This is a genomic window from Pseudomonas sp. RIT778, from assembly GCF_019718735.1.
GTDB classification, from domain to species: domain Bacteria; phylum Pseudomonadota; class Gammaproteobacteria; order Pseudomonadales; family Pseudomonadaceae; genus Aquipseudomonas; species Aquipseudomonas aphyarum.
In genome coordinates, this window is the sequence record NZ_JAIHBA010000036.1 from 48,082 (window position 1) to 63,264 (window position 15,183).

The following is a 15,183-nucleotide window of genomic DNA, read 5'->3' on the forward strand; positions in this document are numbered from 1 at the left end:
GAGCAAGTCCTAATATTAGTACCGAAGGTATTTTCACTGAATTTTGATTTCACCTTCATTTTAGTCGTTGTGAGGCCCAAAAACATGCGTGAACGACCGCTGTGAGTCAGACGGTAGATCCTTGTCACGAATGGCAGTTATAAGCCAGAAGCGACCGTTCTTTCTAGGCCCTACGCGAATTTAAGCTCTCCCGCAAAAATCAATAAATATTTGCAACCCACATTGACGCTACGTTTGCGAATACAGCTTTGATAGATCTCTCATCCTCAGCCCTATGCGGATGGGCCACCTTTTCAGGCTGTTCGAGCCTGCTACGGGCGCAGCGCAGTCGTTTCAGCCAATCGGCTCTCTCCATAATGGCATCTTGACTATAGTACCTGGCGAGCGTGCATTCTTGCTGTCTGCACAGTGCTGGATCTTGCCTGGATCAATTGAATCAAAGGAGAAACCTGTGGCACGAATTCGCAAGATCGAGATCCAGAACTTCAGGTCCATTCGGGCACTGACTTGGCAGCCTTCTCCAGGTTTGAATTGCCTGATTGGTCCAGGGGACAGTGGCAAGAGTACGATTCTGGATGCCATCGACATATGTCTGGGAGCTCGAAGAAACGTATCGTTTGTTGACACCGACTTCTATCGACTGGGTGTATCCCAGCCCATTCAAATCACTTTGACACTCGGAGCGTTGTCAGACGCGTTAAAAGACCTGGATGCTTACGGGCATTACCTACGCGCTTACGAGCCATCGACAGGCATGGTGGATGAAGAACCACAGCAAGGGATGGAGACTGCCTTAGTCCTTCGACTCACCGTGCATAGTGACTTGGAGCCGGCCTGGACACTAGTCTCGGCTCGTGCGCAGATGCTGGGCTTAGAGCGCAGCATCGCATGGAAGGAGCGGGTAGCCTTGGCGCCTGCCAGACTGGGCACGTATGCCAGCTCCAATCTGTCCTGGAATCGCAGTTCCGTCCTCAATCGGCTTTCGGACGAGCGACCAGAGCTTACGGCTGAACTGGCCCGGGCCGCACGTGAAGCAAGGCTCAATTTTGGCGATCAAGCGGGAGCGCAGTTGGGCAATACGTTGCAGACGGTGGCCCGAACTGCGACAACCCTGGGTGTTCCTGTTGGCGGAGCGGTCCAAGCGCTGCTTGATGCTCAAGCGGTTTCCATTGGCGATGGTGCGATAGCTCTTCATGACGCTGCCGGGGTGCCTTTGCGTGCCTTGGGTACCGGCTCATCGCGGTTGCTGGTGGCTGGCCTCCAACGCGAAGCAGCGCAGCGTGCGTCGATTGTGCTTGTCGATGAGGTGGAGTACGGCCTTGAACCTCACCGGCTCACTCGGCTGCTTAATTCGCTTGGAGCAAAGGACAACACTGTGCCGCTGCAGGTGTTCATGACCACGCATTCCCCGGTTGCAGTGCGCGAACTCAGCGGCAACCAGATCTTCGTCGTCCGGAAAAGTGCCGATGAGGCTACCTGTGCCCTGCAAGTCGGCGTGAACGACGATATCCAAAGTACAGTCCGCGCCGACCCGGAAGCATTCCTAGCGCGCAACGTCATCGTGTGCGAAGGGGCGAGCGAGGTCGGCTTTATACGCGGACTGGACCACTACTGGACCTCAATCAATGGCGTTTCGATGCTCGCGGCCGGCACGGCTTATGTGAACGTTGGCGGCGGCGAACCCGACCGATGCTTCGTACGGGGTCTCGCCCTGCGGCGCCTGGGGTACCGAGTATTAGTCCTCGTCGACGCAGACAAACCTCCAACTGACGCAGTCGTTCAGGCCTATACAGCGTCCGGTGGGGAAACCATGACCTGGCGGGTGGGGCGTGCGTTGGAGGACGAACTTTTCCTTAGCCTGCCCGACCTCGCCATCGACGCTCTGCTTCAAAGAGCAGTTGAACTGGTCGACGAGGATTTGGTGGCCGCCCACATTCAATCGCATTCGCAAGGGACCATCACGCTTGCAGGCATTCGCGCGCTGCGCCTTGCCGGCACTCCGTATACAGCAGAAATGCGCCAAGCCCTCGGCTTGACCTCCCGCCATCGCAAGAACGGCTGGTTCAAGTCCGTCACCAAATTCGAAGACGTTGCCAGGGATATCGTCGGCCCTCACCTTCCTGCCGTGGAAGCTGGCTTTGCTGCGCTGGTCAACCAGCTGTACGGATGGGCTCATGCCTGAGTTTGATTTGCGAGCCGTCCGTTTGGGCACCATTACGGCACCTGCGGGCTGTGGTAAAACACAGATTATCGCCGACACCCTGATTCAGCATACGGGTCGCAAACCGGTACTCATCCTAACTCACACCAATGCTGGAGTTACCACGTTGCGTCTGCGGATGCAGCGCGGAAATGTCCCGTCATCGGCGTACCGCATCGCAACGCTAGATGGATTTGCCATGCGCTTGGTGAGCTTCTTTCCGGCGCGCAGCGGCCTACCGGCTGATACCTTGGAGCTGAGAAACCCCGGTGGGGACTATCCCGCCATCCGTGTGGCAGCCCTCCACCTGTTGCAAGGCGGACACCTCAATGAGACGCTGGGAGCCACGTATGCCCACGTTATCGTTGACGAGTACCAGGACTGCAACCTGGTTCAGCACTCTTTGGTCACGGCGCTGGCCACCGTGTTGCCGACCTGCGTCCTTGGCGATCCAATGCAGGCTATCTTCGGTTTTGGCGGAAACCAGTTAGTCGACTGGAATGTGCATGTTCTGCAGCAGTTTCCTCCGATCGGCGAGCTCAACCGACCTTGGCGATGGATTAACGCCGGGACGCCGCAATTGGGCAATTGGCTTTTGTACTGCCGACGCGTCCTCCAAGCAGGTGGCAGTGTCGACCTACGGTCGGCACCTCCTGAGGTCACATGGGTTCAACTGCATCCCGCCACCGCCGACCGCCAGCGCCTGGCCGCGGCGTTGACGCGCTCGATAACCCCGGATGGACAGGTCCTGATAATCGGCGACAGTCGCAATCCCAGAGGACGTCGACAAATGGCCAGCCAAACCCCCGGAGCCACAGCGGTCGAGCCGGTTGATCTTGCGGACCTGACCAGTTTTGGCCTTACGTTCATCTTAGAAGCACCTGATGCTGTCACGCGGCTGGTTCACTTTGCTGCCGAAACGATGACGCAAGTTGGCCTCTCCACCCTCTTGCCTAGATTGGACAGCCTGCGCAGGGGTACAGCGCGAACACCACCGACGCCCACCGAGGTAGCGCTCTTGACCTTCGCTGCCACGCCGACATACCCACTGGCCGCAGAAGCACTACGTGCATTGATGCGCCAAGACAACTCACGTGTATATCGCCCTGACGTTCTGTATGGCTGTCTGCGGGCTTTGCAGTTGGCGGCCAGCGGCAACTGTACCTTCTCCGCCGCCACCATTCGCGAGCGAGAGCGTAATCGCCACGAGAGCCGACCATTAGCTCGCCGCGCGATTGGCAGCACACTACTTCTCAAAGGCCTGGAGGCCGAGGTTGCCGTCATTCCCTCCCCCGAAAACATGGATGCCCGACATCTCTACGTCGCCCTGACGCGCGGGTCTAATAGGCTCGTTGTGTGCTCAGCGGTGCCAGAGTTAGTACCGACGCGGAACTGAGAGAAAGCTCCAGCTCTCATTTCTTACGATGGTAGAGCGAATGACAACTTTTTCTCACCCAGTTTTACGTTGCCACGACAAACATCGTTTATGGTCGCTAGCAGTCGATCTGAGTTAGACAATCACTGGCAAACAACAGCAAGCAAAAGGAGTACCGCTCGAGCTCAGCGTTACACGCGCTGAGTCGGTAACACAGTTCTCTATCTACTCGCCGAGGCAGTGTTACTCATAAAATAATCAATATTTACAACAAGTTATAGAAATCGTTACACCCGTAACCTACGTAACACGCCCTTGAGGAGCTACACCCCATCTCCCCGGAAATGTCGATTCCCCCAGCGCAGGTCAGATGCAGCCGACAAGCTGTCGCCGGGGACCCTGAGCCTTTCCGAATGACACGGGGCATGAAACCCGCCGAATCTTGTTAGCGGGAGAACTCCCAGCTTAGTGAACAGGTGAACCCGGTGAACTGCCTGTTCACCTGTGCATCTGCACTACGAAACAATCGATCCAAGGCCACCATTACCGGTAAGGTAACGATGTCCTTTTTTCTTCACGATCCTTTCAATTTCAACGTTGAAATTTCAGTAAGCTGCAGCATCTCCCGCTACCACAGTCCCGCGGGTTTCCGACCCCGTGTGGACGAGAAAGCCTCAGGGTCCCCAGCGGTTTTTTGCACATGGGCCTAGCAGGCGGCATGTAATGGACAGGCACACGATGACTGGATAGCCTCAATTCCCAGCACGTTGGTAGGTGCACTCAGTGGGGAAGCCGAAATGAGCGATATTTATTCGAATGCAGTCGACTCTTTCCGAATCGGAATCGAGCACTTCTTGAAAGAGCCGGGGTACTCCAGTAGGAAACACGCAATCCTGACGATCTTCCATGCCATAGAGCTGTTGCTTAAGGAGCAGCTGTACCGCACCAATCCGATTTTGATTTATAGGAACATCGACGCAAAAATTACCGACGACTCGCAGACGGTAGGGATCAAAGAGGCGCTCGCCCGACTGGAGAATGTCGGCCAAGGCTTACACAAGGATCCTCAATCCGTCATTGAGCGAATCCAAAAGAGAAGAAACCGCATTGAACACCACCGCTACGACCACAAAGAAGAAGACGAAGCGATAATTTCAGAGTCTCTGCAGTTTATTTTTTTCTTCGTCGAAGGTGTTTTGAAAGAAAAACTGGAACGGGACATTCAGCCTACGACGCTTCGGCAGATACGGGGTTTGATTTTTAACCGGCAGGATCTTGAATGGATCGCCATGCATCGACTGGAACAGTGGATCAACGACACCTGGCCTGATTGGAACGAGGAAGATGGGGACTCACCGGATGAGTTCGAGGGGACGTTGGACTGTCCTGTTTGCTACCAAACCTACCTAGTGATCGACCATCTCAAAACTCCCTTCTGCTTCCATTGCAATACGACGGTTGACGCAAAGCTATGCGATTGTGGCTTTACTCACCTTTCCACTGAAAGGTGCCGTCACTGCTAATGAATAAAGACTGCTGCTAATATCGACGCTGGATTTACTCGGAGGCGATCTGCTTTTTACGGCAGTAGCTGTAAGCATGTATCCCTCCCTGTATCCCTAACCAACAAATCGCCTTGCAGACCTTGAATTATATGAATTGCACGAGTCTCCCTCGGGCACCAAAATCAAGAAAGGTCTTGCTTAGCAAGGCCTTTTTTTTCGTCTGTCGGAAAGTGCCGCTGGCCCTCCGGCGAGATCTCACACAGGTTCACCCCATGGAAACGTCACTGGAAACCGTCGCCCTGTTCTCCCTGAAACTCGCGTACGAGGAAGAAGGCCTGAGCCCGATTCTGCGGGATGACATGGTCATGGGCGACTATCAGAAAGACGTGTTCGAATTGCTGGTGCGCCGAGGTGATGTCGAGACGATCCAGTTCAAGATGAACGAATGCCTGGCGCTGGCGATGGATGCGTTGGGTGGCGTCGAGAAACCGTTGGGGCGGGAACTGCACAAGTTGTCGATCGAATTCGGTCAGGCGCAGTCGCTGGAGCAGCTGGATCAGCCGCTCCTCGCGCTCAAGGGTTATTTGAAGGACATTCTTTAAGCTACGCAGATGAAGAAAGTGGCGCGAAGCTTCTATTTTGATATCTTGCCGTCCACTCGCTAGAGGCCTGTCTCCGCCTCTGTTATCGCGCACTCGGGAATAGACCAAAATGGATGCTGTGTTGTGTTTGCTGGTGATGGCTGGAACCTGGCTGTGGGTGGTGAAGCAACGGGGTGAGTGGAACCTGTTACTGGCCAACCTTGCCGGCGCCGGAAGTGGCGTGGTTACCGGCATTGTGTTCACGCTGATTTACGACGCAGTCATTGGTACGTCAATGGCGACACCCAATCTGAATCGCAGTCTGGTGGTGTTCATCACCAGCGCGGGCGTTCTGGCGGGGGTATGGCTGTGGATTGCCAATCGCCGTCAACCCGAACATCCGGTTGCACGTCAGTTGCTCGGCGCGGTGTGTGGCCTGGCCGCGGGCATGGCGACCCTGCTGTTTCTGGCGGTGAATTATTTCCCCCAGACGTGACTGGACGGCGTGACTGTTTTGCGGTCAGCGCCGAGCCTTCAACACCCGAATCTCAGTAGGAAACCCATCCGCCCCCACCAGTTTCTTCCAGCCCACATACTGAAACTCGCCGCGCTCATCGATGTAATCGCCCTTCTCCACCGACCTGCCGCCGACAATCGCCACGCGCTTTTCCTCACCACACCCGCCATCCGACGGCCGAACGGTGTAGATCACATACGGCTTCACGTATTGCGTGGCGCGAAAGTATTGGCCGCAGACTTCATCGACGGTAATCATCATGGTTTTCAGGCGTGCTTCGCCGTCCATGTCTTCGTGGAGTTTGAGGAAGGAGATTTCGCCGACATCGCTGTAGCCGAGTGAACGGGCACGTTGGTATTCGGGGGAGTTCTGGTGGGCGATCCGGCCTTGCTCGGCAGCCTGGTTCATTCTGTCGGCGAACTCGGCTTTGCCACGGGCAATCATCGCATCGGCCTCGGCCGCCACGTTTTCGCATTGAGCGAATTCCCCGGAGGCGAGGTACTGGGGAGGCAGGTTTGGGCGGTGCTCATTCATGCTCCCCAGGCTGTTCTCCAGATCGCCCGTCACCTCAAAGGCGCCGGGCACGCGACCGCTTTGGACGTCGGCCATTTTTTCCTGCATGCGCTGACAGTTGGCGAGGTAATACTTCCAGCTGTTTTCCGGGTGCTCTTTCCAGGCAGCGAATGCCGGAGTCAGCGTGGTAGCAAGGACGAACGCACAAAACAGACGGCAGGTTTTGAGAGCAGGCATGAGTAGTCCATTACGGAGATGAAGTCAGTGGCGCGACGCTACTATTTTGCTATCTTGCCGTCCACTGTCGAGCAAGCTGCCAAGGGCCTGATCAACACCGATTCCGAAGGAAGAATGCGATGGAAATAGCCGTTATGTTTTTTGCCTGGGCGGCCATGTGGGTATGGGTCGTCAGGCAACGTGGTGCCTGGAATCTGATCCTCGCCAATGTGCTCGGTGCCGCCAGCGGCATGATGGTAGGCGTGGTGGTCTCGGAGTTTTACATTCGCCTGTTCGGGGCGGACCGGCCGCCCATACCCGGGCTAATGGGCACAGTGCTGCAGATGCTGACAACCGCTGCGGCGCTGGTGGGTGTATGGATGCTGGTATCCCATCGATCGCGGGTCGAACATCCTGTTGCGCGTCAGCTACTGGCAGGCCTTTGCGGCACCGTGGCCGGCCTGACAACATTCATGTTTTTTGCACTCAAATAATTTTGCCGGCGTTGAATGCGATGGTTGCTGTAGCAGCGGATGTCTATTTTGCTATCTTGCCGCCCATCTCAGCACTGCGAGCGCTGAATTCAGGTTTTGCAGGTTTAAGGAAAGGATCGAATGGAGTTTTTGCGTTTTCTGGCATTTGTCGCGGCCTGGGGTTTCATGTGGCGCTGGGTGGTGAAAAACCGCGGCAGCTGGAATCTGTTTTACGCCAACCTGGTCGGTGTCGCGGGCGGTTTCATTGTTTCGATGGTGGTGCTGGCGATCACTTTTTCATTGTTCCCGTCGGCGCATCGCTACGAAGCCGCGCAGACTGAAAACGTCGTGGCACAGCAGCAAGCCGAACCGACCTCGTTGCTGCCGGAAGCCGAGGCAGTTGCAAGTCCTGCTGCGCTGAAAGATGCGCCGGTGTTTGCCGCTATCGAGCCGGACAACAAGCCCTCTCCAGCGGATTCCGCGCTGCTGCCGAACTACGCCAGTCGCGCGCCGAAGACGATGTCGGTGCAAACCGTGATCGACCAGAGTGACGATGAGGGACGCAAGGCCCTGACGGCACTGAGCAAAAAACTGCGCGCCGATGCGCAGGGCGACAAGTCAATGCTCGCGTATGTCATGTGCAGCCCGTTCGTGACCAGCACCTTGCGCTTCCCTGCGTCTGCCCGGTTTGCCGACAGCAAAAGCCTGACGCCGCAACGCTTCAAGGATCAGGTCTACACCTTCAGCAACACCGTCACCGCGCGGAACATGAATGGCGACGACGTGACGTACCGCTTCGACTGCTCCGTACAGGAACAGCCAAGAGTCGATGCGACGCCTGCCGAATGGCGCCTGCTGGCGCTGAAGCTGGAAAAAGCGGGCTCTTAAGCCTGGTTTAAGGGTTCGAGGCGCCGGCTGCGCTATCATCGCCGGCCTGTGCGCCTTGAGCTTTCCCCCCGATGCCTCCGACACCTGATGACCTGGGCCCGTTGCCTGCTGTTCTGGCCGGGCCACTGCTGCGCCGACTGGAACCGACGCGCGTAGTGCTTTGGCTGATCGGCAGCCGCGAACTGTCGTTGACCTTGCGCCTGCAAGGCGTAGGAGACATTCCACTGGATGCCGGGAAATGCACGGTCATTCCGGTAGGCACCCGGGCGTTTGTTCACCTGATCGACGTTCCGCTGGAAACCGCCCTGCCCTGTGACACCCGTATCGACTACGACTTGCTGATCGATGGCCAGCAGCCGATCGCCGATTGGGCGCCACACCTGCTCTACGACAACGCCAGCGGCCCGAACTTCGTCCTTCGTTCGCGCATCGACCAGTTGCTGCACGGTTCCTGCCGCAAGCCACATCACCCGGCCGCCGACGGCCTGCTGTGCGTTGATCGGTTGCTGGCCGCCGAAACCGATCCGCAGCAACGTCCCGCCCTGTTGATAATGAGCGGCGATCAGGTTTACTCCGATGACGTGGCCGGCCCGATGTTGCGGGCAATTCATGCCCTGATCGAGCGCCTCGGTCTGTTCGGCGAGCACCTCGAAGGCGCCGTGGTCAGCGACAGCGCCAAGCTCTACGAACACCCGGCCAGTTACTACCACCGCGCAGATTTGCTGCCGGCACTCGAGAGCAACGAGACACTGCGCGAGCGTTTCTTCGGCGGTGCACGCAAGCCGATTTTCACCAGCAGCAGCGCCGACAATCACCTTGTGACGTTCGCCGAAGTCATGGCGATGTATTTGCTGGTGTGGTCGCCAACCCCTTGGACACTGGTCAATCCGCAGCCGCCAGCACTGACGCCTGAACGCCTCAAGCGCTATGCCCTCGAACAGACTCGCATCGACGGATTCAAGGCCGGCCTCGGCCAGGTGGCCCGGGCATTGGCGCACTTGCCGAGCCTGATGATCTTCGATGACCACGACATCACCGATGACTGGAACCTGTCCGCGCAATGGGAGGAAACGGCCTACGGCCACCCGTTCTCCAAACGCATCATCGGCAACGCGCTGATCGCCTACATGTTGTGTCAGGGCTGGGGCAACAACCCGGATGCATTCAGCGCTGTACTGGAGAAAACCCGAGGCCTGAGCGCCAGCGGTGACGACCTCTATCTCGACGCTCCCGTGCAGGACGCATTGATTGAGGAACTGCTGCGCTTTCAGCAATGGCATTTCGTATTGCCGACCAGCCCGGCGCTGGTGGTGCTCGACACTCGCACCCGACGCTGGCGCAGCGAAATGGCGCTCAAGCAACCGTCGGGTTTGCTGGACTGGGAAGCCTTGAGCGAACTGCAGCAGGAACTGCTCGACCATTCTTCGGCGATCATCGTTTCGCCGGCACCGATCTTCGGCGTGAAGCTGATCGAAACCGTGCAGCGAGTATTCAGCTGGTGCGGTTATCCACTGCTGGTGGACGCAGAAAACTGGATGGCCCATCGCGGCGCAGCCCAGGTGATCCTGAACATTTTCCGACACTCGCGTACACCGGGCAGTTACGTGGTGCTGTCAGGCGACGTGCATTATTCCTTCGTCTACGAAGTCCTGATCCGACACCGCAAGGCCGGCCCGCGCATCTGGCAAATCACCAGCAGCGGTATCAAGAACGAGTTCCCGCCTACCCTGCTGGAATGGTTCGACCGCCTCAACCGCTGGCTCTACTCACCACGCTCCCCCCTCAACTGGCTGACCAAACGCCGCCGCATGCGCATCGTCCCATACGTGCCGGAACACGCCGAAGCGGGTGAGCGGCTGTGGAATTCGGCGGGGATTGGTCAGGTGTTTTTCAACCAACAGGGGCAGCCGAACGACATCATCCAGCACAACGCGAACGGCGCACCGAAGACCCGGATGCTGGCGCCGGATTTGTCGGACTATCCTGATTAAATAAAAATGGCTGCCGATAAAACGGCAGCCATTTCAGACGCAACCGGGACAATCAGCTTTCGCCCAGCGCCCGAGCCACCCCTCTGACAATCATCCCCACCTCCCGCTCATCAATCGTCAGCGGCGGCAGCAGCCGGATCGTCTTGCCGCGAGTGACGTTGATCAGCAGTCCATGATCCCGCGCGGCAATCAGTGTCAGGTCGCGAATCGGCTGTTTGAGTTCGATGCCGATCATCAGCCCTTGTCCACGAATCGCCAGCACATTCGGATTGTCCGCCAGCTCTGCACGCAAGCGGGTCAGCAGGCACTCGCCCTGGACCCTGGCATTTTCCAGCAGGCCCTGTTCCTCGATGATCTCGAGCACGGTGCAACCTACCCGACACGCCAGTGGATTGCCGCCGAAGGTGCTGCCGTGGCTGCCGGGGGTGAACAGATCCGCCGCCCGGCCCCGTGCCAGGCAGGCGCCGATCGGCACGCCGTTGCCCAGGCCTTTGGCGAGGGTCATGACGTCGGGAACGATGCCTTCGTGCTGAAACGCAAACCAGCGGCCGGTACGGCCGATGCCGGTCTGGATTTCGTCGAGCATCAGCAGCCAGGCGTGACGGTTGCACAATTCACGCAGGGCCTTGAGGTAGCCAGGCGGCGCCGGTTGCACGCCGCTTTCACCCTGGATCGGCTCGACCAGAATCGCCACGATCCGCTGACCATATTTGCGCTGCACCTGCTCCAGCGCCTGAAGATCGCCGAATGGCACTTTGATGAAATCCCCGGGCAGGTCATTGAAACCCAGACGCACCGCCGGGCCATCGCTGGCGGACAAGGTGCCGAGGGTACGGCCATGAAACGCGTTGGCCATCACCACCACCAGCGGCTGTTCGATGCCTTTGCGCCAGCCGCACAGACGCGCCAGTTTCAGCGCGGTTTCGTTGGCCTCGGCACCGGAGTTATTGAAGAACGCCCGCTCCATCCCCGCCAGCCGTGTCAGCTTCTGCGCCAGCGATTGTTGCCAGTCGATGCTGTAGAGATTGGAGGTGTGCAGCAACAATCCCGCCTGCTCACTGATCGCCGACACGATGCGCGGGTGCGAATGGCCGACATTGGTCACCGCCACGCCCGCCACCGCGTCCAGATATTCGCGGCCCGCCTGATCCCAGAGTCGGGTGCCCAGGCCTTTGATGAAGCTCAAATCCAGAGGTTGATAGGTGTTCATCAGGGCGGCGGTCATGTCGGCAAACTCCAGCGAGGTGAGAGGTGCTGGCAGTATGGTTATCCACCTGAACTGGATAAACTCGGCAAAACTTCAATCATTTAAAAGCCGGGCTTGATAATGGATTTATTCCAGTCGATGAGCGTGTACGTCAAGGTTGTGGAGTCCGGCAGCATGACGGCGGCCGCGCTGCAGTGCGAAATGTCCACGACCATGGTGGGCAATCACCTGCGGGCGCTGGAGCAAAGGCTCGGCGTGCAACTGTTGCAACGCACCACCCGCCGTCAGCGACTGACTGAGTTTGGCAGCGTTTACTACCAGCGCTGCCTGGAGGTATTAGGTCTAGTCGCCGACTCCGAACGCCTCGCCGAGCAGACGCTGGATGAACCGCGCGGCATTCTGCGGGTTACTGCGCCGCTGACCTTTGGCGTTGAACGCCTGGCCCCGGCGCTCAGTGAATTTTCCCTGCAATGTCCGCAGGTCAAACTCGACGTGATCCTGACCAACCGCCGTCCGGATCTGCTGGAAAGCGGTCTCGACGTGGCCTTCCGACTGGGCCACTTCGACCAGTCCAACCTGATCGCCCGCCCGCTGATCGACTACACCCTGACGGTCTGCGCCTCCCCGGAATACGTGGCCCGACGCGGCATGCCACTCACGCCTGAAGAGCTGCGTCAGCACGACTGCCTGTCCTTTGCCTATCCCGCCGGTGACGACTGGCAATCGGTGGAAAAGCAGTGGCGCCTCAGCGGCCCGGAGGGAGAAATCATGGTCGACGTCAAAGGCCCGATGCTGATCAACAGCTCCGCCGGCCTGCATCAAGCCGCGCGCACCGGCATGGGCATCGTGATGCTGCCGGACGCGCTGGTGGAACAGGACCTGCGCGACGGCAGACTGGTCGTGGTGATGCCGGACTATCAGCCGCCGAACCGCCCGATGCATCTGCTTTACGCGCCGGATCGCTATCGGTTGCCTAAACTGCGTCGCTTCGTCGAGTTCGCCATGCAGATGTGGGGCAGACCGTAGGCAACGCGACTACTGTTGGAAATACACCAGGGACGGAATCAACGAATGAACAAAGGCATTTCAATACGCGACCTCCTGCCCACGGAAGTGGAGGCAGCAAGGCAGTTTCTAGAACGGCACGGCTGGGGCCATCGCACCGGCACCGCCGAACATTTCGCACAGCTTGTTCAGAACTCTCAGCGCACGGCCGTTGCATTGAGCGGCCAGCAGATTGTCGGTTTCGCCCGTGGCATCACCGATGGCTTGTCCAACGGCTACCTGTCGATGGTCGTGGTCGACGGGCAACACCGGCGCGCGGGCATCGGGCGGGCGCTGGTCGAACATGTGATGGGCGATAACAGCGACATTACCTGGGTTCTGCGTGCCGGGCGCGAAGGTGCGGAAGCGTTTTTTGCCAGCCTGGGGTTTGAAACGTCGGTGATCGCGATGGAGCGTTTGCGGCTGAAATAGCCGACGGTTACTGTGACCCCGGCTATGCTCCACCCTCCTCCTTTTCCAGCATGGATGCTGCGCAATGCTCACGATTCTGCAAAACACTCCGATACGGGTTTACCTGATTTTTCTGCTGCTGGTTTATTTCGGCATCAAGGCGTTCTCTCCCCGCCGCGAAAGCCGTGCCTCGATGCTGATAACGCCCCCGGCGTTTTTGGCGTGGTCGCTGTATTCCCTGAATTTGACGATCAGCCCGGCGCTGTTTTTGAGCATATGGTTCGCCGCGCTGTTGCTGGGCGGTCTCTCGGCCTGGCTGGTGTTCTCTCGGCGGGGCGTGGTGCTAGACGACTCTGCGAAAGGGCTGATCATGCCGGGCACGGTAAAAATCCTGATCATGTACCTGATGTTCTTTTCCGCGAACTACTACTTCGGTTACCAGAATGATGTGAATCCGGAGCGTTCCGCGTCCCCGGACATGCTGCTGCTCAAGGCCGGCATTTCGGGGTTCATGTGCGGCCTGATCAGCACCCGCTCTCTGAAACTCTACTGGACGCTGCGTGGCCTGACGTCCCGGCGGCTACCGGAGAACGCTGTCGCCAATGAATGAGCCAAGGCACGCGCGGTGTCTGGTTGCCCCTCACAAATCATCCGGATAAAAAATCGGCACCGCCGGCCCCTTGCTCCGTGACAACGCCGCCGCGCTCCCCTAAATTAGTCGGCCTGAAAAAGCCCCCCGCGCTTTCTCGTCTCATCTCAAGTTAAAAAAGTAGTGAAATTTCAATGTCCGATTTCAACACCGCTGAATCCGTAGTCACTCTGTCGTCCAAAGCGGAATACGAAAACTCCATCAATCTTTCACAACACATCCCACAGGCGAAGATCATCAGCGAGATGGTGCTGGACGCGTTCCAGTCGAGCCGCGAGAGCGATCAGATCCGCGAACTGCGCGCCGCGATCCGTCAGGCCCACGACCGCTTCGATGACGACCAGGCCTACGAGCTGATGGGCGAACTCAAGCGCCTGAAGGACGCCGAAGCCGCCGACATCGCCGCCCTCGAAGACCTCAGCAGCAAGTTCCCGATCAGCCGCATCCTGTCGAGCTTCAAGGACGATCCGGCGTTCCAGGAAATCGTCTACGGCCTGGCCCTCAAGGTTCTGAACCAGACTCACCAAGCGATCAGCAGCCCGAGCGGCGGCAAGAGCAAGGCCGCACGCGCCAAGAAAGACGTCGAAGTGTTCAGCATCAGCAAGGACGGCATCAGCGTGACCCTGCCAATGCGCACACCGCGTTCGCGCCTGAGCGTGGATCGCGAGGCACTGGAGTTCCTCGGCTTCACCTTCGTCGGTGAAGGCGAAGAGGCGGAAATCGAAGGCGAAACCTTCGTCGACAACGCCGGCACCGAGCACGCGATCAACCGCAAAAACATCATCACCGCGCTGCAACAGCAGACCGCGTTTGATGGCTACAGCATCGCCGCCCAGTAATACCGGCGCTGACGAAAAAGCCCCGCTCTGAAATTCAGGCGGGGCTTTTTGTTGTCCGCAGATTGGCGGTTATGCCGATGGGTGCACGGCGGCAATCATGTCGACTTCGATGGCTGCGTTTTTCGGCAACTGATAGACGCCGACGGTGGTGCGGGTGTGCCGCCCGACATCGCCCAACACATAACTGAATACATCCGATGCACCGTTGGCGACTTCGCTGAGGTCAACGAAATCCGGCGTGGACTTCACGTACACCGTGACCCGCAACAACGACCTGACCTTGTCCAGCGAACCGACTGCATCGACGATAAAGGCCAGACAACGCATCGCGCTGATACTCGCCGCGGCCTGCGCATCCTTGAGCGTCAGCTCCTGCCCCACCCGCCCCGGATACTGAATCTTGCCCTCGGTGCGCGGCACCATGCCGCTGATGTAAATCTCGTCGTGATGACGGATCAACGGCGCGTAATTGCCACCCACCGTGTTCTCACCGTTGATGTCGTAGTTCAGCTCTTTTGCCAGGGCAATGAAGCGCTCGTCGCAGGTCATCCTCTCAGTCATTTCGCCCAGCCTCTTGATCGATGCATGTAGTTGGATCCGAATCTAGGGCTTTTGCCTATCGACCGCAACCTGTCGATTTCTAGCTAGTCGTTTCGAGGGAATGGCTGATTACCCCACCCTTTTGGGAGAGAGTCTGTTCGCGACAAAGGACGTCGTTTATCCATCATCCGAGCAACAAAAAACCCCGCTCATCTCTCGATGAACGGGGTTTCT

At 58.2% G+C, this 15,183-nt stretch carries 15 protein-coding genes; 12 read left to right on the forward strand and 3 right to left on the reverse strand.

Features of this window, described 5'->3' with window-relative positions; genetic code table 11:
* Nucleotides 1-451: 451 nt before the first annotated feature.
* From K5E37_RS24000 to K5E37_RS24020, 5 genes are all read left to right on the forward strand, one after another.
* Entirely contained in the window at nucleotides 452-2,182 is a 1,731-nt protein-coding gene (locus tag K5E37_RS24000; RefSeq protein ID WP_221535341.1) for an ATP-dependent endonuclease, read from the forward strand.
* A complete protein-coding gene (locus tag K5E37_RS24005) occupies nucleotides 2,175-3,596 on the forward strand; it encodes a UvrD-helicase domain-containing protein (protein WP_221535342.1) in 1,422 nt (473 codons plus the stop codon). Before K5E37_RS24000 ends, K5E37_RS24005 begins: the two co-directional genes overlap by 8 nt.
* 776 nt (nucleotides 3,597-4,372) lie before the next feature.
* Entirely contained in the window at nucleotides 4,373-5,098 is a 726-nt protein-coding gene (locus tag K5E37_RS24010) for a hypothetical protein (protein WP_221535343.1), read from the forward strand.
* A 254-nt stretch (nucleotides 5,099-5,352) separates the two neighbouring features.
* Complete coding sequence (locus tag K5E37_RS24015; protein ID WP_221535344.1) at nucleotides 5,353-5,682, forward strand: hypothetical protein; 330 nt, start codon at nucleotides 5,353-5,355, stop codon at nucleotides 5,680-5,682.
* A gap of 109 nt (nucleotides 5,683-5,791) precedes the next feature.
* Entirely contained in the window at nucleotides 5,792-6,157 is a 366-nt protein-coding gene (locus K5E37_RS24020) for a hypothetical protein (RefSeq protein WP_221535345.1), read from the forward strand.
* A 24-nt stretch (nucleotides 6,158-6,181) separates the two neighbouring features.
* Here the strand turns inward: K5E37_RS24020 and K5E37_RS24025 are convergent, their stop codons facing one another.
* On the reverse strand, nucleotides 6,182-6,928 hold the full coding sequence (locus K5E37_RS24025) for a hypothetical protein (protein ID WP_221535346.1): 747 nt from the start codon (nucleotides 6,926-6,928) through the stop codon (nucleotides 6,182-6,184).
* A gap of 119 nt (nucleotides 6,929-7,047) precedes the next feature.
* On the opposite strand from K5E37_RS24025, the gene K5E37_RS24030 reads away from it, so the two are divergent.
* The 3 genes from K5E37_RS24030 (at nucleotide 7,048) to K5E37_RS24040 (ending at nucleotide 10,259) form a co-directional block, all read left to right on the forward strand.
* Nucleotides 7,048-7,401, forward strand: coding sequence for a hypothetical protein (locus tag K5E37_RS24030; protein ID WP_221535347.1), 354 nt, complete (start codon nucleotides 7,048-7,050; stop codon nucleotides 7,399-7,401).
* Between the two features lie 120 nt (nucleotides 7,402-7,521).
* On the forward strand, nucleotides 7,522-8,268 hold the full coding sequence (locus K5E37_RS24035) for a hypothetical protein (RefSeq protein ID WP_221535348.1): 747 nt from the start codon (nucleotides 7,522-7,524) through the stop codon (nucleotides 8,266-8,268).
* 71 nt (nucleotides 8,269-8,339) lie between these two features.
* The gene (locus K5E37_RS24040; protein WP_221535349.1) at nucleotides 8,340-10,259 is read left to right on the forward strand and encodes an alkaline phosphatase D family protein; all 1,920 of its coding nucleotides are present in this window, start codon (nucleotides 8,340-8,342) and stop codon (nucleotides 10,257-10,259) included.
* A gap of 52 nt (nucleotides 10,260-10,311) precedes the next feature.
* Here K5E37_RS24040 and K5E37_RS24045 read toward each other — a convergent pair whose 3' ends face one another.
* The gene (locus tag K5E37_RS24045; protein WP_221535350.1) at nucleotides 10,312-11,484 is read right to left on the reverse strand and encodes an aspartate aminotransferase family protein; all 1,173 of its coding nucleotides are present in this window, start codon (nucleotides 11,482-11,484) and stop codon (nucleotides 10,312-10,314) included.
* 102 nt (nucleotides 11,485-11,586) lie between these two features.
* Here K5E37_RS24045 and K5E37_RS24050 point away from each other — a divergent pair, with 102 nt between their 5' ends.
* From K5E37_RS24050 to K5E37_RS24065, 4 genes are all read left to right on the forward strand, one after another.
* Complete coding sequence (locus K5E37_RS24050; RefSeq protein ID WP_221535351.1) at nucleotides 11,587-12,492, forward strand: LysR family transcriptional regulator; 906 nt, start codon at nucleotides 11,587-11,589, stop codon at nucleotides 12,490-12,492.
* A 45-nt stretch (nucleotides 12,493-12,537) separates the two neighbouring features.
* Nucleotides 12,538-12,942: a GNAT family N-acetyltransferase gene (locus tag K5E37_RS24055; protein WP_221535352.1), complete on the forward strand. Its 405-nt coding sequence runs from the start codon at nucleotides 12,538-12,540 to the stop codon at nucleotides 12,940-12,942.
* A gap of 64 nt (nucleotides 12,943-13,006) precedes the next feature.
* Nucleotides 13,007-13,531 (forward strand): DUF6622 family protein, encoded by a 525-nt coding sequence (locus K5E37_RS24060; protein ID WP_221535353.1) that lies wholly within the window; start codon nucleotides 13,007-13,009, stop codon nucleotides 13,529-13,531.
* Between the two features lie 173 nt (nucleotides 13,532-13,704).
* Nucleotides 13,705-14,409, forward strand: a complete 705-nt coding sequence (locus tag K5E37_RS24065; protein WP_127799796.1) for a hypothetical protein — start codon at nucleotides 13,705-13,707, stop codon at nucleotides 14,407-14,409.
* A gap of 69 nt (nucleotides 14,410-14,478) precedes the next feature.
* Here K5E37_RS24065 and K5E37_RS24070 read toward each other — a convergent pair whose 3' ends face one another.
* On the reverse strand, nucleotides 14,479-14,970 hold the full coding sequence (locus K5E37_RS24070; RefSeq protein ID WP_007956714.1) for a RidA family protein: 492 nt from the start codon (nucleotides 14,968-14,970) through the stop codon (nucleotides 14,479-14,481).
* Nucleotides 14,971-15,183: the final 213 nt, after the last annotated feature.